Annotated in this window: 23 protein-coding genes and 1 pseudogene; 9 read left to right on the top strand and 15 right to left on the bottom strand. The window is 66.0% G+C overall.

Annotation, left to right across the window (positions count from 1 at the left end; all coding sequences use genetic code 11):
• Nucleotides 1-224: 224 nt before the first annotated feature.
• The 4 genes from accB to BMY25_RS12205 are packed head-to-tail and all read left to right on the top strand — an operon-like array spanning nt 225 to nt 3,280.
• On the top strand, nt 225-695 hold the full coding sequence (accB, locus tag BMY25_RS12220) for an acetyl-CoA carboxylase biotin carboxyl carrier protein (RefSeq protein WP_092496926.1): 471 nt from the start codon (nt 225-227) through the stop codon (nt 693-695).
• A 21-nt stretch (nt 696-716) separates the two neighbouring features.
• Nucleotides 717-2,078: an acetyl-CoA carboxylase biotin carboxylase subunit gene (accC, locus tag BMY25_RS12215; RefSeq protein ID WP_092496925.1), complete on the top strand. Its 1,362-nt coding sequence runs from the start codon at nt 717-719 to the stop codon at nt 2,076-2,078.
• A 21-nt stretch (nt 2,079-2,099) separates the two neighbouring features.
• On the top strand, nt 2,100-2,690 hold the full coding sequence (aat, locus tag BMY25_RS12210; protein WP_092496924.1) for a leucyl/phenylalanyl-tRNA--protein transferase: 591 nt from the start codon (nt 2,100-2,102) through the stop codon (nt 2,688-2,690).
• Between the two features lie 59 nt (nt 2,691-2,749).
• A complete protein-coding gene (locus tag BMY25_RS12205) occupies nt 2,750-3,280 on the top strand; it encodes a VOC family protein (RefSeq protein WP_092496923.1) in 531 nt (176 codons plus the stop codon).
• A 59-nt stretch (nt 3,281-3,339) separates the two neighbouring features.
• On the opposite strand, the pseudogene BMY25_RS12200 reads toward BMY25_RS12205, so the two are convergent.
• From BMY25_RS12200 to BMY25_RS12185, 4 genes and pseudogenes are all read right to left on the bottom strand, one after another.
• Nucleotides 3,340-3,798, bottom strand: a pseudogene (locus tag BMY25_RS12200) (DUF2155 domain-containing protein); the annotation flags it as partial.
• A gap of 50 nt (nt 3,799-3,848) precedes the next feature.
• Nucleotides 3,849-4,622 (bottom strand): class I SAM-dependent methyltransferase, encoded by a 774-nt coding sequence (locus BMY25_RS12195; RefSeq protein WP_092496921.1) that lies wholly within the window; start codon nt 4,620-4,622, stop codon nt 3,849-3,851.
• An 11-nt stretch (nt 4,623-4,633) separates the two neighbouring features.
• The gene (locus BMY25_RS12190) at nt 4,634-5,014 is read right to left on the bottom strand and encodes an NADH:ubiquinone oxidoreductase subunit NDUFA12 (protein WP_092496920.1); all 381 of its coding nucleotides are present in this window, start codon (nt 5,012-5,014) and stop codon (nt 4,634-4,636) included.
• A 75-nt stretch (nt 5,015-5,089) separates the two neighbouring features.
• Nucleotides 5,090-5,848 (bottom strand): DsbA family protein, encoded by a 759-nt coding sequence (locus BMY25_RS12185; RefSeq protein WP_092496919.1) that lies wholly within the window; start codon nt 5,846-5,848, stop codon nt 5,090-5,092.
• 147 nt (nt 5,849-5,995) lie between these two features.
• Here BMY25_RS12185 and BMY25_RS12180 point away from each other — a divergent pair, with 147 nt between their 5' ends.
• Nucleotides 5,996-6,607, top strand: a complete 612-nt coding sequence (locus tag BMY25_RS12180) for a LysE/ArgO family amino acid transporter (RefSeq protein ID WP_092496918.1) — start codon at nt 5,996-5,998, stop codon at nt 6,605-6,607.
• 12 nt (nt 6,608-6,619) lie between these two features.
• Here the strand turns inward: BMY25_RS12180 and BMY25_RS12175 are convergent, their stop codons facing one another.
• Nucleotides 6,620-7,069 (bottom strand): hypothetical protein, encoded by a 450-nt coding sequence (locus BMY25_RS12175; protein WP_143061959.1) that lies wholly within the window; start codon nt 7,067-7,069, stop codon nt 6,620-6,622.
• Between the two features lie 193 nt (nt 7,070-7,262).
• On the opposite strand from BMY25_RS12175, the gene BMY25_RS12170 reads away from it, so the two are divergent.
• Complete coding sequence (locus BMY25_RS12170) at nt 7,263-8,033, top strand: DUF1499 domain-containing protein (protein ID WP_092496916.1); 771 nt, start codon at nt 7,263-7,265, stop codon at nt 8,031-8,033.
• Here the strand turns inward: BMY25_RS12170 and BMY25_RS12165 are convergent.
• Complete coding sequence (locus tag BMY25_RS12165) at nt 8,000-8,923, bottom strand: MBL fold metallo-hydrolase (RefSeq protein WP_092496915.1); 924 nt, start codon at nt 8,921-8,923, stop codon at nt 8,000-8,002. The two genes, BMY25_RS12170 and BMY25_RS12165, sit on opposite strands and share 34 nt — an antisense overlap.
• 83 nt (nt 8,924-9,006) lie before the next feature.
• Between BMY25_RS12165 and BMY25_RS12160 the strand changes: the two genes are divergently transcribed.
• Complete coding sequence (locus tag BMY25_RS12160; RefSeq protein WP_092496914.1) at nt 9,007-9,597, top strand: biotin transporter BioY; 591 nt, start codon at nt 9,007-9,009, stop codon at nt 9,595-9,597.
• A 17-nt stretch (nt 9,598-9,614) separates the two neighbouring features.
• Here BMY25_RS12160 and BMY25_RS12155 read toward each other — a convergent pair whose 3' ends face one another.
• The 9 genes from BMY25_RS12155 to BMY25_RS12115 form a co-directional block, all read right to left on the bottom strand.
• Nucleotides 9,615-10,643 carry a dipeptide ABC transporter ATP-binding protein gene (locus tag BMY25_RS12155; protein ID WP_092496913.1) on the bottom strand — a complete coding sequence of 343 codons (1,029 nt, stop codon included), beginning with the start codon at nt 10,641-10,643 and terminating at the stop codon, nt 9,615-9,617.
• Nucleotides 10,640-11,614 (bottom strand): ABC transporter ATP-binding protein, encoded by a 975-nt coding sequence (locus BMY25_RS12150; RefSeq protein ID WP_092496912.1) that lies wholly within the window; start codon nt 11,612-11,614, stop codon nt 10,640-10,642. The genes BMY25_RS12155 and BMY25_RS12150 overlap by 4 nt, the downstream gene beginning before the upstream one ends.
• Nucleotides 11,615-11,702: 88 nt before the next feature.
• Nucleotides 11,703-12,275, bottom strand: coding sequence for a hypothetical protein (locus tag BMY25_RS12145; RefSeq protein WP_092496911.1), 573 nt, complete (start codon nt 12,273-12,275; stop codon nt 11,703-11,705).
• Between the two features lie 3 nt (nt 12,276-12,278).
• Nucleotides 12,279-13,172: an ABC transporter permease subunit gene (locus BMY25_RS12140; protein WP_092497013.1), complete on the bottom strand. Its 894-nt coding sequence runs from the start codon at nt 13,170-13,172 to the stop codon at nt 12,279-12,281.
• Nucleotides 13,173-13,212: 40 nt separating this feature from the next.
• On the bottom strand, nt 13,213-14,220 hold the full coding sequence (locus BMY25_RS12135) for an ABC transporter permease subunit (protein ID WP_092496910.1): 1,008 nt from the start codon (nt 14,218-14,220) through the stop codon (nt 13,213-13,215).
• 90 nt (nt 14,221-14,310) lie between these two features.
• Nucleotides 14,311-15,915: an ABC transporter substrate-binding protein gene (locus BMY25_RS12130; protein WP_092496909.1), complete on the bottom strand. Its 1,605-nt coding sequence runs from the start codon at nt 15,913-15,915 to the stop codon at nt 14,311-14,313.
• Between the two features lie 140 nt (nt 15,916-16,055).
• Nucleotides 16,056-16,466, bottom strand: a complete 411-nt coding sequence (locus BMY25_RS12125; RefSeq protein ID WP_092496908.1) for a DUF2000 domain-containing protein — start codon at nt 16,464-16,466, stop codon at nt 16,056-16,058.
• Between the two features lie 34 nt (nt 16,467-16,500).
• Nucleotides 16,501-17,331, bottom strand: a complete 831-nt coding sequence (locus BMY25_RS12120; RefSeq protein ID WP_238858304.1) for an AraC family transcriptional regulator — start codon at nt 17,329-17,331, stop codon at nt 16,501-16,503.
• Nucleotides 17,332-17,389: 58 nt separating this feature from the next.
• Nucleotides 17,390-18,475, bottom strand: coding sequence for a magnesium transporter CorA family protein (locus BMY25_RS12115; protein ID WP_092496906.1), 1,086 nt, complete (start codon nt 18,473-18,475; stop codon nt 17,390-17,392).
• 156 nt (nt 18,476-18,631) lie between these two features.
• Here BMY25_RS12115 and BMY25_RS12110 point away from each other — a divergent pair, with 156 nt between their 5' ends.
• Nucleotides 18,632-20,071: a YihY/virulence factor BrkB family protein gene (locus BMY25_RS12110; protein WP_092496905.1), complete on the top strand. Its 1,440-nt coding sequence runs from the start codon at nt 18,632-18,634 to the stop codon at nt 20,069-20,071.
• 37 nt (nt 20,072-20,108) lie between these two features.
• Nucleotides 20,109-20,477, top strand: a complete 369-nt coding sequence (locus BMY25_RS12105) for a hypothetical protein (protein ID WP_143061958.1) — start codon at nt 20,109-20,111, stop codon at nt 20,475-20,477.
• Nucleotides 20,478-20,568 lie beyond the last annotated feature (91 nt).

Here is a 20,568-nt window from a genome sequence, read left to right as displayed (position 1 = left end):
TGCCGCTTCGCCGTTCTCCTTCATCGTGAAGAGATGGGCGAAGGGAGCCGCGGCCGGGTCGACGGTTGCCGCGAAGATTTCACAAGACTTGCCCGGATCGCCTTTGACGCAAAACTTTCACCCTTTCTATCGCGGCGAAGGGCGTTATCTGCGATACCGGCGCGAACCTTCACCTGCTGACCACCGGCGTGCCGGTGGTTGAGGACTGGATAAACGGATCAGGCATGGCTGATAAGAAACAGAGCGTGGACAAGGAACTCATTCGGGACCTCGCGTCCCTGTTGAATGAGACGGACCTCACCGAGATCGAGGTCGAGCAGGACAATCTCCGCATCCGCGTCTCCCGCATGAACCGTGGGGGAGCGGCGCCGCAGATGGTCTATGCCGGCGCCCCGCCCGCATCGGCCCCCGCTGCCGCCTCACCAGCCGCGGCCGCGCCGGCCGCAGATCCGGCACGCCACCCCGGCATGGTTCCCTCGCCGATGGTCGGTACGCTCTATCGCGCCTCCGCGCCCGGTTCGAAGCCATTCGTGGAGGTCGGCGACACGGTCAAGGAAGGTCAGACCATCCTGATCGTCGAAGCCATGAAGCACATGAACGAAGTGGCGAGCCCGCGTTCCGGCAAGATCACGTCCATCCTCGTGGATGACGGCCAGCCGGTCGAATACGGCGAGCCGCTGATGATCATCGAATGATCCGCATCCGCCGGTAACCTGATGTTCAAAAAGATCCTCATCGCCAATCGCGGCGAAATCGCCCTCCGCATCCTGCGCGCCTGCAAGGAACTCGGGATCGAGACGGTGGCCGTGCACTCCACCGCCGACGCGGATGCGATGCATGTGCGCCTCGCCGACGAAAGCGTCTGCATCGGCCCGCCCGCCGCCAGCGAGAGCTACCTCAACATTCCCCGGATCGTCGCCGCCTGCGAGATCACCGGGGCCGAGGCTGTGCATCCCGGCTACGGCTTCCTTTCCGAGAACGCGCGCTTCGCCGACATCCTGGACGCGCACGGCATCGCCTTCATCGGCCCTTCGGCGGACCATATCCGCATCATGGGCGACAAGATTCAGGCGAAGGAAACCGCGATCCGCCTCGGCATTCCCGTTGTGCCGGGATCGGAGGGCGCGCTTCGCGACGAGGCCGAGGCTCAGGCCGTGGCCGACAAGATGGGCTATCCCGTGCTCATCAAGGCGGCGGCCGGCGGCGGCGGTCGTGGCATGAAGGTGGCCGAGACGGCCGAGGACCTGCCGAAGGCGCTGGCAACCGCCAAGGCGGAAGCCCGCGCGGCCTTCGGCGACGATGCGGTCTATCTGGAAAAATACCTTTCCAAGCCCCGCCACATCGAAGTGCAGGTCATCGGCGACGGCAAGGGCAAGGCCGTGCATCTGGGCGAGCGCGACTGCTCGTTGCAGCGCCGCCACCAGAAGGTCTGGGAAGAGGCGCTCGCCCCGACGATCACGCCCGAAGAACGCGAGCGCATCGGCGGCATCGTGGCCAGCGCCATGGCCGGGCTCGGCTATTCCGGCGCGGGCACCATCGAGTTCCTCTACGAGAACGGCGAGTTCTACTTCATCGAAATGAACACCCGCCTGCAGGTCGAGCATCCCGTGACGGAAGCGGTGACCGGCATCGATCTCGTCGTGGAGCAGATCCGCGTCGCGGCGGGCGAGGGGCTTTCCTTCAGCCAGGAAGACGTCAAGTTCGCCGGCCATGCCATCGAGTGCCGCATCAATGCGGAGAACCCGCTGACCTTCGCGCCGTCGCCGGGCCGGATCACCTATTACCATCCCCCGGGCGGTCTCGGCGTTCGCGTCGATTCCGGGGTCTACCAGGGCTATGCCGTCCCGCCGAACTACGACAGCCTGATCGGCAAGCTGATCGTCTATGGCCGCGACCGGCAGGAAACGCTGGCGCGCCTGCGTCGCGCGCTGGACGAGATCGTCGTGGACGGCATCCAGACCACGGTGCCGCTCTTCCGCGATCTCGCCAACGAGCCGGACATCATCGCCGGCAATTACGACATCCGCTGGCTGGAAACCTATCTGGCCGGGCGGCGCGAGGCTCTGGCCGGAGCCTGAAGCGTGCCGACATTGGACCCGATGGACGAGATCACCCCCGAACTCGTTCTTCGGGCCTATGCCTACGGCATCTTTCCCATGGCCGAATCAGCCGACGACCCGACCCTCTTCTGGGTCGAGCCGAAGCTGAGGGGGGTCATCCCGCTCGATACCTTCCACGTTCCGCGCCGGCTGGCGCGGACCGTGCGGGCCGGTCCCTTCGAAGTCCGATTCGATACCGACTTCGAGGGGGTCATTTCCGGCTGCGCCGCGGCACGGCCGGACGCGGATGAGACCTGGATCAATCCCGCGATCCGCGAGCTCTACGGCGCGCTCTTTCGCAGCGGCCATGTCCATACGGTGGAAACCTGGCGTGAGGGGCGGCTCGTGGGCGGCCTCTACGGCGTCCATCTCGGCAGCGCCTTCTTCGGCGAGAGCATGTTCTCCTTCGAGCGCGACGCGTCCAAGTTCGCGCTGGTAAAGCTGGTGGAGCGGCTGAAGGCCCACGGCTTCACCCTGCTCGACACCCAGTTCGTCACCGAGCACCTTTCCCAGTTCGGTGCGATCGAGATACCCCGGGCGGAGTATAAGCGCCGCCTGCAAAAGGCACTTACGATCGAATCGACGTTCTGAGGGAACCCGGCCGCGACCTCCGTCTTGGAACAGGGGGAAGCGGACTTTGGGGGGAGCCGATGAGCAGCGCGAACAATCTGCGCGGGATCGACCATATCGGCGTGGCCGTTACGAACATCGAGGAAGCCACCGAGTTTCTTGTCACCGCCTTCGGCGCCGAAACCATCTATGAAACCCTGCCACGGGGCGCCGACCCGCAGCAAGGGCCGGAGGCTGAGGCGAAGCTCGGCCTCGCGCCGGGGGCGAAGGTTACCGCCATCCGCATGCTGCAGCTCTGCCGGGGACCGGGGATCGAACTCTTCCAGATCAGCGCGCCGGACCAGCGGCCGCCTGCGCGGGCGAGCGATCTCGGACTGCAGCATCTCGCCATCTATGTTGAGGACATGAACGCGGCGACGAGCCGCTTCGCCGCTGCCGGCGGCGAACTCCTGACCGGACCGCATCCTCTGCCGCCGCTGGAAGCCGGACGCGGCAACGTCTTCCGCTACGGCCGCACGCCATGGGGCATGACGGTGGAATTCATCACCTATCCCTCGCCGCAGGGCTACTGCGAGGAAACGCCGCTCAGGCGCTGGACGCCCGAAGAATAACGCGGACGGCGGGCCCGCCGCCCAACGGGCGATCAATCCTCGGGCGCGCCGGCCTCGGGGGCCGCCTGCGGCGTGGTGTCGGTTCCGACGGGAGGAGCTTCCATCTGCTCCTGCGCATTCGGGTTGTCGGTCGATTCCTTGGACATCTGCTGTTTGCAGTCCACGAGCCAGACGTCGTAGACGGGATGCTCGACGGCATGGAGGCCGGGGCTCGCGGCGAACATCCAGCCGGTGAAGATGCGCTGCACCTTCCCCTCAAGCGTCACCTCGTCCACGTCGACGAAGGCCGTTGTCTGCGCGGGCTCCGTCGGCGGGCGCGTATGGCAGACCTTGGGCGTCACCCGGAGGGCGCCGAACTGCACGGTCTCGTCGATCCGCACGTCGAACTTCGTGACGCGGGCGGTGATCTTGTCGAGGCCTTCGAAGACCGCCACGGGATTCTTGATCGGCTCGGCCGATGCCGGGGAGGCGGCGAGGAGGGTCAGCAGGACACCGGTGGCGGGGAGAAGGTTGCGCATTGATCCAGATGGTTGGGCGGGATCGTCCCGCGGGTAAACGGCAGAACCGGTCAGCCGGGAAGCCGGGCGATGAACCTCAGTCGGACGTAATCGGCCGTCCAGTTGCCGGCGCGGTCGCAGAGCGAGGGCTTGAGCGCCCGGAGCACCCGGTCGTAGGCTTCCTCGCGCCGCTCGCCGAACTGGTCGAAAAAGGGAGCGCGCATGGTTTCCAGCCAGCCGCGCGCGCCGGTGGGCAGCGGCGTCGGGCGCGCGAACCGCGCGATCTTCTCCACCTCGAAGCCTCCGGCCCGCAGCATCGCGGAATACTCGTCCTCGGTCGGATAGAACCAGGGTCCGGCGATATCCACATCGCCGCCCATGGCGTCACCCACGGCGCGCATCGCGGTGGAAAGCGCCGCCACGTTCATATGGCCGCCGAATTCGGCGACAAATCGACCGCCGGGCTTCAGCGCCCGCGCCACGCCCGAGACGACCGCCTCGGGCCTGAGCATCCAGTGCAGGGCGGCATTGGAGAAGACCGCATCGAACTCGCGCTCGAAGGCGAGGGCGTGGCCGTCCATCAAGCGTACGTCCAGCCCGAGCTTGCGCGCGGCCTCGACGAAGTTATCGCTGGCGTCGACGCCGACGACATCGGCGCCGGCCTGCACCAGCTTCACCGTCAGCGCGCCATCGCCGCAGCCGAGATCCAGGATCCGTTCGCCGGGCCCAGGCGCGAGCCATTCAACCACGCCGGCGCCGAGATCCGACACGAAGCGCGTATTTCGCTCGTAGGTGTCCGCCGACCAGGTCTGGCGCGATGTCGGCTCGGGATGCGAGGTGGCCACGATCTAGCCGCTCAGGGCGTCCAGGCGTCGTAGTCGCCGGTCACCTCGGGGCGTCGCTCGCCGGAGAGCATGGAGCCCTTCGGCCGGTACGCGGCGGGCGTGCCCGTCAGGTTGGCGAGGTGGGGCTTCTGCCAATCGTGCGCACGATAATTTTCCTGCGGCGGGGCGATATCGGTCTTCTTGGTCATCCAGCCGTACCAGCCCGGGGGAATGCGGGAGGCTTCCACCTCGCCGGAATAGATCACCCAGCGGCGCCCGATGGAGGGATCCTGATAATAGCTGTTGCCGGCCTCGTCGGTGCCGACCAGCTGTCCCTTGCGCCAGGTGTAGAAGCGCGTACCGATCGTTTGACCGTTCCACCACGTGACGAACTGAAGAAGGAAGGCTTTCATATCTGCTCCCGAGCGAGGCCAAAGAGGCAATAGCCCTTCGCGTCGCTGAAATAAAGCATTGCGAGCCGGTTCGGTTCAGCAGCTCGTATTGCCGCAGCTCCGCACGGCGGCGATCTTTTCCTGCAGCGCGTCGAAGCCGACCGCGCCGGAGATCTCCTCGTTGCCGATCACCCAGGACGGCGTCCCGGAAATCCCGAGCGCATCCGCGATCTGGCGCACCTCGGCGAAGTTCTGGTCCACCTCCGGCTTGGCGGCCTGCTTCTGCAGCGCGGCCGTATCGAGGCCGAGATCCTTGGCGACGGCGAGCGCCTTCTGCGTGCTGGCATTGCCGTTGCGACCGAGCAGCTCGACATGGAAACGGGGGTATTCGTCGGGGAAGAGGTCCTTCACCGCGACGGAGATGCGCGCCGCGTCGAGCGAGCCCTGCGACAGGATCGGGAATTCCTTCATCACGACGCGGAGGTCGGGGTTCGCCTTCACCAGCGCCTGCATGTCGGGAAGCGAATGTTTGCAATAGCCGCAATTGTAATCGAAGAACTCGACCAGCGTGACCTTGCCCTTGGGATTGCCGATCACCGCCTGGTTGGTGGAATCGAAGATCTTGTCATGCAGCCCGGCGATCGCCTGGGTCTGCTGATCCTTCTCCTGCTCCTGCTGGCGGGTCTGCAACTTCTGGATCGCCTGCGCGATCACTTCGGGATGGGCGAGCAGGTAATCGTGGACGATGCCTTCGATCTCGCTTTTCTGCGGAGCGCTGGTCTCAGCCATGGCGGGCAGCGGGGCAAGGCTCGCGGCGAGCGCTCCGGCGGCGACGATGTTCAGAAGGCGGCGCATGAAGAGGCTCCTGTGAGCGGCGGCAACGCGACAATTTTCGGATCGGGCGATAACAGGCTTCTCTATAGCCTGAATCGCGGCTTTATGCAGGCCGGGGGTTTCGCAACGTGAACGAAGCCTGATCGAACTCCAGAACAGGGGACTACCATGTCGGGCGCCGGCTTGAGCGGTTTCCTGCTGGGCGCCAGCCTGATCGTCGCGATCGGGGCCCAGAACGCCTTTCTTCTCCGGCAGGGGCTGATCGGCGGGCCGGTCTTCGTGCTGGCGCTGATCTGCGCGCTCTCGGATGCCTTGTTGATCGCCGCCGGCGTCGGCGGATTCGGCACGCTGGTCGCGAGCTCGCCCTTGCTCCTGGAAGCGGCGACGCTGTTCGGCGCGGCGTTCCTGTTCGTCTACGGCGCGCTGGCATTCAGGCGCACCCTGCGGCCGGAAGCGCTGAAGCCGGCGGGCGAGCGCGGTGGAACCGCGAGGCAGGCGGTGCTTGCCTGCCTTGCCTTCACCTTCCTGAATCCGCACGTCTATCTGGATACGGTGCTGCTGGTCGGCAGCCTTTCCGCGCAATTCAGGGGCTGGGGCCGGCTGGCCTATGGCGCGGGAGCGGCGCTCGCCTCCTTCGTCTGGTTTTTCGGGCTCGGCTATGGAGCGAGGCTGCTGGCCCCGCTCTTTGCCCGCCCGGTGGCCTGGCGCGTGCTGGATTTCCTGATCGGCCTCGTGATGTGGGCGATAGCCCTCACGCTGCTCCATCGGCTGGCGACCTGAAGGGAGCCCCGGTCAGGATTGCTGGCGGCGCGGCTGCGAAGGCCGGCGCGGCGCATAGATGCTGTCGCGGAGCGGGGCGAGAAGCGCCCGATCGGCGGAGAGCTTCTCCATCACCGCGATGGAAGCCCGGGCGAACGCGAGGAGCGGCGCGTCGATCTCGCCTTCCTCCCGCACCATTATGGCCCCGCCGGTGCGGCTGGCGCAGAGCAGGACGCCTTCGCCCGCGTTCATCCGCAGCACGGCATGGGCACGAACTTCATCGCCCTGAGATGTTTCCGGCAGGGTGAAGACGACTTCGGCATCCAGGCTGCGCGCCGCGCCGCGCACGATCTGCGTCCAGGATTGCTGGCCCGTATCGGCCGCTTCGAGCGCCAGCTTGAGCTGCAACGCAGCCGGGAGGGACAGCGCTTCCGTGGCCGCGTCGGCGGCGATCTGGTCGGTCTTGTTCATCATCGGTACCATCAACCATTCCGTGACGTCGCGGAGACGATTGACTCGCGAATCAGGCAGAACGGAGGAAGAAAGGGGTCATCCGCATGATTGTCGCCTGCGCGCCCGGCACCGACCCGAATCGGCGCCCGCCATTCCGGCTCCTTCCCAGCGGGCACGGCGGCGGGCCCGCCCGATATTTCGCGCCGGCCCGCGCGGCCGTCGCATGAGGGGCCGTGTCGTCATTCCGCGATCCCACGCCGCCACATGGAGCGGGCGCATCGGCGCGCTGTCGTTGCCGGTGCTGACGCTTGCCAGCCTTGGCTATCGGTTCGGCCCCATCCCGGACGTCGCCATCCTTCCGGTGCTGGCGCTGGGATTCGGCCTCGCCATCGTGTCGCTTTGCCTGGCTGCCTACGCCTTCGTGTCGATCTGGTTTACCGGAGGCTATGGCGCCGGGCGGGCGTTTTCCGGCGTCGTCTTTTCGCTCCCGGCCCTGGCCTGGCTGGGACTGGCCGGCTATGGCGCATCCATCGCGCCGCAACTCAGCGATATCAGCACCGACCTCGTCGATCCCCCGGCTTTTACCGCCGCCGCCATCGCGCCACCCACGGCCGGAGAGCTTGCGGCGCAGGCGAAGGCCTATCCGGATGTCGGCGCGCATGTGTTTCCGATCGGACCGGAGCAGGTCTATGACGCCGTGGAAACGCTGGTGCAGAACCGCGGCTGGCAGATCACGGCCGACATTCCGCCGGATGACGGCGACGCCAGCCGCATCGAAGCCGTGGCGACCTCTCTGGTCTTCGGCTTCCGCGACGACGTGGTGATCCGAATCGAGCGCACGGCCGGCGGAACGCGTGTCGACATGCGCTCCCGCTCGCGGATCGGCACGCACGATCTCGGCACGAATGCGAGGCGGATCAAGGCCTTCTTCGGCGAGCTGGACCTGCTGCTGGAAGGTGGCTACACGCCCGACCGCTCGCCTGCCCGTTCGTAGCTGCCGTCCAGTCCGGTGCCGCTCACCGCTCGCACCAGGCCGCGCTCGGCGAGGTGCTCGAGATGGGCGAGCGTGGAAAGCGAGGCGCTTCGGTGAAGCTTCGGATCGAGGTCGCGGTAGATCGCCGCCACCATCTCGGGGATCGTTCGATCGCCGTCCGCCAGTCGCTGGAGGATCGCGCGCTCCCGCATCTTGCGATGGGTGCGAAGGCCCCGGACCAGCCGGTGCGGATTGGCGAGGGGACCGCCATGGCCGGGCAGGTAAAGCGTCTCCGGCCGTTCCAGCAGGCGATCGAGCGAGGCCATGTAGTCGCGCATCGAGCCGTCCGGCGGAGCGACGACGGTGGTCGCCCAGCCCATCACGTGGTCGCCGGGAAAGAGGACACCATGCTCCGGCAGGGCGAAGGCGAGATGATTGTCGGTGTGCCCAGGCGTGGCGACCGCCTCGATGACGAAGCCGCCAGCCTCGATGCGGTCGCCGTCGCCCAGAACGCGGTCCGGCCTGAATGCCTCGTCCGCGCCGGCGTCGAGCGTCGCATTCTCGTTCGGAGCCGCGGCGCGGGCGAGCCGGTGAGGGCCGCCGCCGGCGACCAGGGCCCCGGTCTTCTCCGCCAGAAAGGGAACGCCGGCGGAATGGTCGTTGTGGGTGTGCGTGACCAGGATATGGCTGACCGTCCGGCCATCGATCGCCCGCAGGACCGCATCGAGATGGACCGGGTCGTCCGGTCCGGGATCGATCACGACGAGCGTCTCGGTGCCGAGCAGATAGGTGTTGGTGCCGGTGAAGGTGAAGACGTTCGCGTTGGGAGCGGTGATGCGGACAATGCCGGGAAAGGCCGGCACGGCCTCGCCATGACGGGGGTTGAAACCCCGGTCGAAAGAAAGCGCCATGGCTATTCCGTCCTGTTGCTTGTCTTGCCGGATTCAGCGGCCCTCTTTATAGGGTCGAAGGAGTGTTTGGAAGGAATCGAGACATGAACGCGGTTGCTTATACGGGGGCTCTGGTGTCCCGGGTGCTTCCGGCCTCGCGCAATCAGCGACTGGCCATGAGCGCGGGTTTCGCGCTGCTGGGATCGCTGGTGCTCACGATCGCCGCGAAGACCGTTGTTCCCTTTGTCCCCGTGCCGATGACGCTGGGAAGCCTTGCGGTCGTGGCGATCGCGGCGGCTTATGGATCCCGCCTCGGCGTGGCGACGATGCTGCTCTATCTGGCCGAGGGCGCGATCGGTCTGCCGGTCTTTGCGGGAACGCCCGAAAAGGGCCTCGGGCTGATGTACATGGCCGGCCCCACGGGCGGCTATCTCGTCGGCTACCTGCTGGCGACCGCGCTGGTCGGCTTCCTTGCCGAGCGTGGCTTCGACCGTAATCCGCTGAAGCTCTTCGGCGCGATGCTGGCCGGCGATATCCTGATCTTCGCTTTCGGCGCCATCTGGCTTGGCACGCTGCTCGGCTGGGACAAGCCGATCATGGCCTTCGGCGTCACGCCCTTCCTCTTCGGCGATCTCGTGAAGATGGCGCTGGCCGCCTGCATCTTCCCGGCGGTGCGCAACCTGATCCGCCGCTGATCTTCTGACGGAAAGGCTCAGGCGAGCCTTTCCGCTCCAAGCTCCGGCGTCGCGCCATTCACTGTCGCGGCGCCGGGAATCCAGCCCTGCTCGATCCCGTGGCAGGCCACCAGCGTCGGTCCCGCCTGGACGAGTTCCGGCCGCACCGGAACGCAGATCTCCGGCCTGACATGCGGGCAGCGGGGATGGAACGGGCAACCGCTCGGCGGATTGAACGGCGACGGCAACTCACCCTTCAGCTTGATGCGCGTCTGCGCCCGGGCCGGTTCTGGCACCGGTGTGGCGGAGAGCAAAGCGCGCGTATAAGGATGCTGCGGCATCTCGAAGATCGCCTCGACGGGCGCGATCTCCACGGCGCGGCCGAGATACATCACCATCACCTTGTCGGCGACGAAGCGGACGACCGAAAGGTTGTGGCTGATGAAGATGTAGGTGAGGCCGAGATCCTCCTGCAGGTCGGACAAGAGGTTCAGGATCTGCGCCTGGATCGATACGTCGAGGGCCGAAACCGGCTCGTCCAGCACCAGGATCTTGGGCTCCATCATCAGCGCGCGGGCGATGGCGATGCGCTGGCGCTGGCCGCCGGAAAACATGTGGGGGTAGCGCCCGTAGTGCTCGGGGCGAAGGCCGACGCGGGTCAGCATGTCGAGCGCGCGCTGCCGCCGTTCCGCTGCCGGGATGTTCGTGTTGATCTCCAGAGGTTCTTCCAGGATCGTGCCGATCTTCTGGCGCGGATTGAGCGAGCCGTAAGGGTTCTGGAAGACGATCTGCACCTTGCGGCGAAGCGCGGCCGGATCCGAACGGCCGGCGGTCACGTCCTCGCCGTCGATGATGAGGCGGCCGGCGCTCGGCTCCTCGATCATCGTCAGCAGGCGGGCGAGCGTGGACTTGCCGCAGCCGGATTCGCCGACGACGGCCAGCGTCGTGCCGGCCTCCACGCTGAACGAAGCATTGGCCAGCGCCTTCACGGTCGCGGGCTTGCGGAACGCCCCACGCCCCACTTCGTAGTGGCGGGCGAGGTCGGTGGCTTCGAGGATGGCCGTCATGCGGCTGCCTTTTCGGTATTGCGGGGGTAATGGCAAAGCGCGCGCCCGAGTTCGATCGGCTGGTGCGGAGGCACGACTTCGCGGCACATCTCGGTCGAATAAGGGCAGCGCGGATTGAAGACACAACCGGTCGGCCGGTCGCCCTGGCCGGGCACGACGCCCGGGATGGCGGGCAGGCGATTGCCGATCGCCCGCTCGGGCAGGGCACGGAGCAGCGCCTCCGTATAGGGGTGATGCGGCGCGCTGAAGAGGCCGGCGACCTGCTGCCGCTCGACCTGTTCGCCAGCATATTGGACGATGACGCGATCGGCGGTTTCCGCCACGACGCCCATGTCATGCGTGATCAGCGCCAGCGCCATGCCGGTCTCGTTCTTCAGCGCCACGAGCAGATCGAGGATCTGCGCCTGGATCGTCACGTCGAGCGCCGTGGTCGGCTCGTCGGCGATCAGCAGCTTGGGATTGCAGGAGATCGCCATGGCGATCATCACGCGCTGGCTCATGCCGCCGGAAAGCTGGTGCGGGAAGGCGGAAAGGCGCCGCTCCGGCTCCGGCATGCCGACGAGTTCGAGCAGCTCCACCGAGCGGCGGTGACGCTCGCCGCGCGAGAGGGAGGTGTGCGTCTTCAGCATCTCGCCGATCTGGAAGCCGACGGTGAAGCAGGGATTGAGGCTGGCGATCGGCTCCTGGAAGATCATCGCGATCTCCCGGCCGATGATCCGCCGCCGCGCCCTGGAGGACATGGTCAGCATGTCCTGTCCCTCGAAGGCCAGCCGGTCGGCCGTGACCGTCGCGGACTTGGGCAAGAGGCCCATCACCGCCAGCATGCCGACGGACTTGCCGGAGCCGGATTCCCCCACGATCGCCATGATCTCGTTGGGCTCGATGGAAAGATCGACACCGCTCACGGCCTTGAACGGACCGGACGCCGTATCGAACGTCACTGTCAGGTTTCGGACTTCGAGAAGGGGCATTCAGCGACCTTGGAAGTGCAGCGGCAAGCCGCTATATTGCATGACATGAGAGAAAACGCAGACCACAAGCCGAAGCCCATCAGCGGGCTTAACGGACCGAAGCCGAGCTACTGACCGGCCTCGACGCGCCCAGCGATGCCTCCAGCGCCTCGCAGGCCTGTTCCGCCATGACCCGCCAGTATCGCATCAATTCGATGTAATCGGCGTACATGGCGATCTGCCGTGCGCTTTCCAAGGACCGGAAGCGCTCGCCGCGCAGGTCCTCGATGAACCGCTCCACCAGCTGCACCTGCCGGAAATAGAGCACCACGGGATCGATCGTGCGCTCGGGCAGGATGTGGATCTCCTTCACCACGTTCGGGAAGACGAGGGGCCCAGCGATCCGTGGCACCATGGGCGCATAGGCCCGGCCGTGCTGCTCGGCGGCTGCATATTGCGCGCGCACGTGCTCCAGGTCTCCCGCGAGATCCAGCGTTGCCAGATGGTGCCGCTCGCTGCGGATTTCCGCCAGAAGCGCGATCTGGAAGTCGCGCACCTTCTCGTCGCGGCGCACCGTCTCCAGCCGCCGCGTCATCCGGTACGAGACGAGCCACCCGATGATCGCGATCAGCGACGATATGATCGCCGCCGTGACCGCCGGACCGGCCCATTCCGCGGTCAAGCATCAGCTCCGCTTCAGCTTCGGGTCGAGCGCGTCACGCAGCCCGTCGCCGATCAGGTTCACGGCGAGCACCGTGATCAGGATGGCGAGGCCCGGGAAGGTCACGACCCACCATGCGCGCAGGATGAACTCGCGCGCTTCCGCGAGCATCGTGCCCCATTCCGGCGTCGGCGGCTGCGCGCCCATGCCGAGGAAGCCCAACGCGGCGGCGTCGAGGATCGCCTCGGAGAAGGAGAGGGTGGCCTGCACGATAAGCGGCGCAAGGCAGTTCGGCAGGATGGTCTTCAGCATCAGCCGGACCGGCCCCGCGCCGGCGACGCGGGCCGACACGACGTAATCCTTGCCGGCCTCCGCCATCACGGCCGCGCGGGTCAGGCGCACGAAATGCGGGATCAGCACGAGCGCGACGGAGATCATCGCGTTGACGAGGCCCGGACCCAGAACCGCGACCAGCACCAGCGCCAGGAGCAGCGACGGGAAGGAGAGGATCACGTCCATGACGCGCATGATGACGATGTCGATCCAGCCGCGGAAATACCCGGCGACCAGGCCGAGCAGGATGCCCCCGACCAGCGAAATCCCCACGACGACCACGCCGATGAAGAGCGAGAAGCGCGCGCCGTAGATGAGGCGGGACAGGAGATCGCGGCCCACCGCGTCGGTGCCCAGGAGATAGGTGGAACTGCCGCCCGCCTCCCATGCCGGGGGCACGAGCAGGGCGCTGCGGTCCTGCATGGCGGGGCCGTGCGGCGCGATCAGCGGGGCGAAGATCGCGACGACGACGAGCAGGACGAAGAGGGCCAGCCCGAGAACGGCGCCGCGGTTTTCCGCGAAATAATGCCAGAACTCGCCGAGCATCGCCCTGCGCGCGTCGCGCGCGACCTTCTTCAGCGGCATGTCGGCCCGGGTCGGATTTGTGGTTTCGACCATGATGACCTCAGCGGTGCCGAATGCGGGGATTGACCAGCCCGTAGAGGAGGTCGACCACGAGATTGACGATCATGATGATGCCGGCGATGAGGATCAGCCCGCCCTGCACGACGGGGTAATCCCGGCGAAACACCGAATCGACCATCCACTTGCCGATGCCGGGCCAGGAGAAGATCGTTTCCGTCAGGATTGCGCCCGCCATCATCATGCCGACCTGCAGGCCGATCGTGGTGATGACCGGGATCAGCGCGTTGCGCAACGCGTGGATGCCGACGACGCGGAAGGGGGAGAGCCCCTTGGCGCGGGCGGTGCGGACATAGTCCTCGCCCAGCACTTCCAGCATGGCGGACCGGGTCTGCCGCGCGATGACCGCGAGCGGGATCGTGCCGAGCACGATCGTCGGCAGGATCAGGTGGCTGACGGCGGAGGTGAACGCGCCCTTCTGCCCGGAGAGCAGCGAGTCGATCAGCATGAAGCCGGTGACCGGCTTGAAGAAATAAAGGAGGTCCATGCGGCCGGAAACGGGCGTCCAGTGGAGGATGCCGGAGAAGAAGATGACCAGCAGCAGCGCCCACCAGAAGACCGGCATGGAATAGCCGACGAGTGCGGTGCCCATCAGGCCCTGGTCGACGACCGAGCCGCGCTTGACGGCCGCGAGCACGCCGGCGGGCACGCCGATGATCACGGCGAAGACGATGGCGCAGACCGACAGTTCCAGCGTTGCCGGAAACAGCGTGATGAACTCCCGCAGCACGGGCCGGCGCGTCACGATGGACTGACCGAAATCGCCATGCAGCAGATTGCCGAGATAGTGGAAATACTGCGTCCAGATGGGCCGGTCGAACCCGTACTGCATCGCCACCTGATGGTAGCGCTCGGGCGTGATGCCGTGCTCACCCGCGAAAATCAGGATGGGATCACCCGGCAGGAGACGGATAAAGCCGAAGGCGACCAGCGAGACGCCGATGAAGGTCGGGATCAGGAGCCCGACGCGTGTGGCCAGAAAACGAAGCATCGGAGCCCTTGGGGCAATCAGCGAAAGAAACGCAATGCGACAAAAGTAACCGGGGCGCGAGAGAGCGCGCCCCGGAAACGTGTGAAAGGCTTATTCGGAAATATCGACGCCTTCGAAAATGTGCGTGCCGAGCGGGTTGATCTTGTAGCCCGTCACCTTCTTGCTCATCGGCATGAAGGTCTGCGAGTGATCGAGCACGTCCCACGGTGCCTGATCCTTGAAGACGACCTGCGCCTGCTCGTAGAGCTTGGTGCGCTCGGCCTGATCGGCCGTCGTCTTGGCCTTCTGGATCAGGTCCTCGAACGGCTTGTAGCAATAGTTCGCGGCGTTGTTGGAGGTGCCGACACCATCGCAGCCGAGCAGCACGGCCAGGAAATTGTCCGGATCGCCATTGTCGCCGGTCCAGCCGAGGATGACGGCGCCGTCACGCTTCTTGTCGGCGACGCGCTTCAGGTACTCGCCCCACTCGTAGCTGACGATCTCGGCCTTGACGCCGACCTTGGAAAGGTCGGACTGCATCAGTTCGGCGGCGCGGCGGGCATTCGGCATGTAGGGACGCGAGACGGGCATCGCCCAGATCTTCATGCTGAGGTCCTTGACCCCGGCGTCGGCCAGCATCTTCTTGGCCTGGTCGGGATCGTAGGGGGTCTCTTTCACGTCGTTGTTGTACGACCACATGGTCGGCGGGATCGGGTTCTTGGCGACGGTGCCGGTGCCCTGGAAGACCGCGTCCACGATCGCCTTCTTGTTGATCGCCATGTTGAGGGCCTTGCGGACCTCCGGCTTGTCGAAGGGCGGCATCATGGTGTTGTAGGCGAGATAGCCGACATTCAGGCCAGCCTCGCCCTCGACCTTGAGGTTCGGGTCGGCCTTCAGCTTCGCCACGTCCGCCGGGCTCGGATAGGCCATGATCTGGCACTCGCCGGCCTGCAGGCGCTGCACGCGGACCGCGGGGTCCGTGGTGATGGCGAAGACGAGGTCGTCGATCTTCTGCTTGCCGCGGAAATAGTCCGGGTTGGCCTTGTAGCGAATGACGGCATCCGGCTGGTAGGCGACGAACTGGAAGGGGCCGGTGCCGATCGGCTGCTGGTTGAAGAGCTCGGGCGTGCCGGCCTTCATCAGCTGGTCGGCGTATTCCTTGGAGACAATCGAGGCGAAGTCCATCGCAAGGTCGGCCAGCATCGGCGCTTCAGGCCGGTTCAGCACGAACTTGACGGTGTAGTCATCGACCTTCTCGACGCTCTTCAGCAGCTCCGGCATCGACATGGAGGAGAAATACTCCCAGTTGCCGCCGGCATAGCTGAACCATTTGTTGTCCTTCTTCCACTGGCGCTCGAAGGAGAACACAACGTCGTCGGCGTTCATGTCCCGCGTGGGCGTAAACGTGTCGGAGGACTGGAACTTGATGCCGTGGCGCAGGTGGAAGGTGTATTCCTTGCCGTCGGCCGACACGTCCCAGCTTTCAGCGAGGCCGGGAACGACCTTCGTCGTGCCGATGTCGAATTCCACGAGACGGTTGAAGACGGCGCGACCGGACGCGTCGAAGCTCGTGCCGGAGGTGTAGAGCGCGGGATCGAAGCCCTCGGGGCTGCCTTCGGAGCAGAAGACCAGCGTCTTGGCGGATGCGCCCGCCGTTGCGGCGGCGATCAGGCCGGCGCCAAGCAAGGCAGCGGTCGCGAAACGTTTGAAACTCATAGGTCCTCGCAGAGGCGGGAAGAAAAGCGAAGACTGCTTCGGATCTCCTTCGCCGTAAAGCCGCAAATGCTCCGAACGATTACCGTCTGTGAAAGCTGTTGAACTTTGCCGGCAAAACAACGCGTCGGTTTCAGCATCCCTCAGGGATGAAGAACGGCGCCCTTGGTTGCCTTGTCGACGTCCTTTCTCGGGCCCCGGATCGCGAGGCCGACGAGATCCGGCGCGTCGGCCGGTTCGGCTGCGAAGACCTCGCGGTTCGCCGCGTCGTGGCCGGTGGAAAACATCGCCCGCACGTAGACTGCCCGGGTGAGGTCGCGCTCGATGCTCTGGCGCCAGGCGCGCTGCAGGACGTCGGAGCTGGCCGCGAAGATCAGCATCGGCTGGCCGAGCAGGGCGGCATGCCGGCGTCCGGCCGCGTCGCGGTAGGGTTCGCCCATGGCTTCCGGCGCGGAGCCGGCGATGCCGGTCGCCAGAAAGGCCGTCACATTCAGCTTCTGCCACATCGCGAGATCCTCCAGAACGAGGATCGCCACCTTCGTATCGAAAACCATTCCGGTACCGCTCTGCTGTTCGGAAAGGCTCGGTCTATTCCCCGGCCGGAACGAAGTCTGGAACGCCCGTGCAACCCGCGCGGTATTCGGCAGGGGTGAGGCCGTAGGCGCGGCGGAACCAGCGGCCGAGATGGCTCTGGTCGGAGAAACCGCAGGCTGCCGCCACGCTCGCCGGTCGCATGCCCGCCTTGAGCAGCCGTCGCGCCTGCGTCAGCCTGATCTGCACGAGAAAGGCATGTGGCGAGGTGCCGTAGGCGGCGCGGAAGGCGCGGGCGAGCTGGAAGCGGTTCTCGGCCCCCGCGCGGCGGGCGAGTTCGTCCGCCCCGAATTCGGCCGTCATGTCGTCCTGCAGGCACTCGCGGGCGCGGCGGGCGATGACCGGGCTGGCCTGATGGACGGACAGGTCCTGCTGGCCGAAATGACGTTTCAGACCGGCAAGCACGGCATCGAGCGCCGCATCGCGAACGAGCCGCTCGGAAGATCCGGCCAGTAGCGCGCAGGTCCGGTGAATGGCTGCCGCCAGCCGTGCGTCGTCGGAAAGCGTGGCGCGAAAACCCGGCTGGCCCCGTGGTCGCGTTGCGATGTTGTCGCTCAGCCCGAGCCCGCCGTTCAGCCAGGGCTGCGGGATATAAAGCATGCTGTAGGAGAAGCCCTCCGGCGTGACGGCCTGTCCGTCATGCATCTCGCCGGGCTCGATCAGGATCACGCGTCCGGCCGTGCTGCGCTGCCTTCGGCCCCGGCAGAAGAAGTCCTGCACGCCGCGATGGGTAACGCCGACCAGCCATTCTTCATGGTGGTGCATGTCGTAGGCATGGCCGAGGAAACGCGCATGGATCGCTTCCACGCCGCTTGGCCCGTCACGCACCAGTCGAATTCGGTCCTGCCTGCTCACGGGCCTCACGTTACCCGCCCCAGGACGATTCCTAAAGCCAGCCGCGCCGCTTGAAATAAAGACACGGCAGCACCGCGGAAACCACCATCACGCAAAGGGCTAGGGGGTAACCGAAGTGCCAGTCCAGCTCCGGCATCACCTTGAAGTTCATCCCGTAGATGCTGGCGATCAGCGTCGGCGGCAGGAAGGCGACGCTGGCGACGGAGAAGATCTTGATGATCTGGTTCTGCTCGATGCTGATCAGTCCCAGCGTCGCGTCGAGCAGGAAGGAAATCTTGCCGGACAGGAAGGTGCAGTGGTCCGCCAGCGATTTCACGTCCCGCGCCACGGTCTTCAGCCGCGCCCTCAGCTGCTTGGGGAACTGGATCACCTCGCTGGCTGAGGCATAATCCACGATGCGGCCGACGGTGAACATGCTCTCCTTGGTGCGCGAGGTGAGGTCGCCGTTGCGGCCGATCTCGTGCAGCAGCGCCTGGAAATCGCGCGTTTTCATCGGCCTGCTGCCGGTATTGTGCTGGAAAACGCGGTGGGAGAGCTGGTCCACGTCGGCATTGATCCGCTCGATGAAATCTGCCGCGCGGTCGACGATCATTTCCAGGAGGCTCACGAAGATCGTGTCGCCGCCCGCGAGCCCGCCGCCGTTCGGCTGCGGCTGGATCGGTAATTGCTCGGTATTGGGCGGGACACCCCCGCCGGCCGCGTCCCCGGCGGCCTGCGCATCAGGGGCGGGGATGGACGCCGGGACAGGAGCCGAGGACTTCTTCGTGCGTGTCGTGAAGGCGCGGATAAAGGAAGGATCGGAATAGCGGACCGTGACGAAGGTCGACCCGGAAAGGATAAAGGTCACGGGTGCCGGATGCAGCCCGTGCTCGTTGTCGCCGGTCAGCACGACGGCCGTCATGAACAGGCTGTCCTTGTCGCTGTAGAGGCGCGACGAGGCCTCGATTTCCGCCATCTCTTCCTTGGTGGGGATATCGATGCCGAACGCTTCTTCCAGGAGGCGCTCTTCCTCCCGGCTGGGGTTGAAGAGGTCCGCCCAGACGACATCCTTCGGGAGCGGCTTGCCCGGATCGATCCGCTTCAGGCTGCCGTTCTCCGTCCCGTAGAGATTGAGCATTCTTCAGGGCTCCGCTTTTCGGGTGAAGGTTTGGCCGAGCGTCCTGCGGTTTGCAAGCCGGCGGCGGAGGCTTCCCCGCGCCCCAGTGACGCGCCCCGGTGGAACATTCATCGTTCATGCTGGTTACCGGGTTGAACTGCAAAGCGGGCTAAGCAGATGGCATCCTCCAATCAGACGCGGTCAAACAACGATCGGGGGCGCACCGCCGAAACCCCGTCCGAGATCCCGGCCGCCGGCTGGAAAGACATCCTGCTGCGGGTGAAGGAGCAGATCTCGGAGGATCGCGTCTCGCTGGTTGCTGCGGGAACGACGTTCTACCTCTTGCTGGCGCTGTTCCCGGCCATCGCCGCGATGGTCTCCATCTACGGGCTCTTCGCCGACGCCTCGACCATCGGCGATCACCTGAACTCCATGAAGGGCGTCGTCCCCGATTCCGTGATCGACATCGTCGGCACGCAGGTGAAAAGCCTGACGAGCCAGGGCGACAAATCGCTCGGCTTCGCCTTCGTGATCGGCCTTGTCCTGGCGCTGTGGAGCACGAACAGCGGCGTGAAGTCGATGTTCGAGGCCATGAACATCGCCTACAACGAGCGTGAGAAGCGCAGCTTCGTCATGCTGAACCTGCAGAGCCTGATCTTCACGGTCGGCGGCGTGATCTTCGCCGGAGTGTTCGTCTTCCTGGTCGGCATCCTACCGGCGATCATCGAGATGGTCGGCTTCGGAGACGCCGCGCAGACGGCCGTTGCGATCATCCGCTGGCCGGTGCTTCTGGCGGTCGTGCTCCTCGCCATCGCGCTGCTCTATCGCTATGGCCCGAGCCGCGACCATCCGGAATGGCGCTGGGTGACCTGGGGCAGCGTGGTGACCGCCGTCATCTGGCTGCTCGCCTCGGTGCTGTTCTCCTGGTACGTCAAGAACTTCGCCAATTACAACGCCACCTACGGTTCGCTGGGCGCGGTCATCGGCCTCCTGATGTGGACCTGGGTGTCCGTCTTCGTGCTGATCGTCGGCGGTGAGCTGAACTCCGAGATCGAGCACCAGACCGAGCATGACACCACCGTCGGCATGGCGCGCCCCATGGGCCAGCGCGGCGCAGTCATGGCCGACACTCTCGGCTCCACCGGCTCCGGTGCGGGCAAGGGCGACGATTACGACGAGAGCGGATGGAGCGACGAGGGCCAGGGCGAAGGCGGGCGTCGCGGCGGCCAGGGGAAAGGCAAGGGGCTGGATCTCTCATGGGCGCCGCTCGCCCTCGGTGCTGCCGGAGCGGTGCTGGCCTTCGATCTTCTTCTGCCCAGCATCCGTCGCGCCGGCCGCTCCACCCGCTCGGAGCTGGGGCATCAATCGGCCAACCTGCTGCGGCAGGCCGGGCTGATGAAGCCGGCGCCCGCGCCGGAACCGCCCCCGCCGCCGACCCTGCGCGAGCAGATGCAGCGCGTCCGCAATTCGCGCCGCCTCAAGCGCATCCGCAATTCCCGCCAGGTTCGTCGCGCCGAAGCGGAACTGCACTCCTGGGTGGACGAGGCGGCCAATCAGGCCCGGATCGTGCGCCGCAAGGGGCTGATCGCATGGCTCAAGCGCATCTTTTCGCGCTGACCCGCGTTTGCAGCAGAGAACACACAGAGGGATGACCATGTCAGAAACTAACGGGTTCGGAGATTACGTCCGCCACGAGGAAGAAGTGCTCGGCGAAGATACGGAAGGCTCGGCCGCTTCCACGCCCCCGCGTTCCGGTTCGCAGGCGGGGCGCAAGCGCCAGGGTTCCGGTCAGGACGCCGCCAAGGGATCCGGCCAATCCGGCGCGCGGTCCGGTGGCCAGTCCAAGCCGCGGGCAAGTGGCCAGGGTTCCGGTGAGGATAAGGGCCAGTCCCAGCAGCAGGGCCTGCTTTCCTCGGTGCAGAGCGATGTCATGGCCTCGGCTCGGTCGCAGCCGCTGACGACCTTCTTCCTGGCGGTGCTTCTCGGTTACATCTTCGGCCGGCTGCGGATCCTTCCGTTCTAAGGGACCGCAACTGCCCTCGCTTCCCGGCCTCGCATGCTCGCGCGTGCGGGGCCGATCTGTGTCCAGCCTCGGCCGGGGCTCGTTCTGCTGA

Source organism: Faunimonas pinastri, from assembly GCF_900110915.1.
Classification (GTDB): Bacteria; Pseudomonadota; Alphaproteobacteria; order Rhizobiales; family Afifellaceae; genus Faunimonas; species Faunimonas pinastri.
The sequence above is the reverse complement of the archived record's forward strand: the minus strand, read 5'-3'. Positions and strand labels throughout refer to the sequence as shown.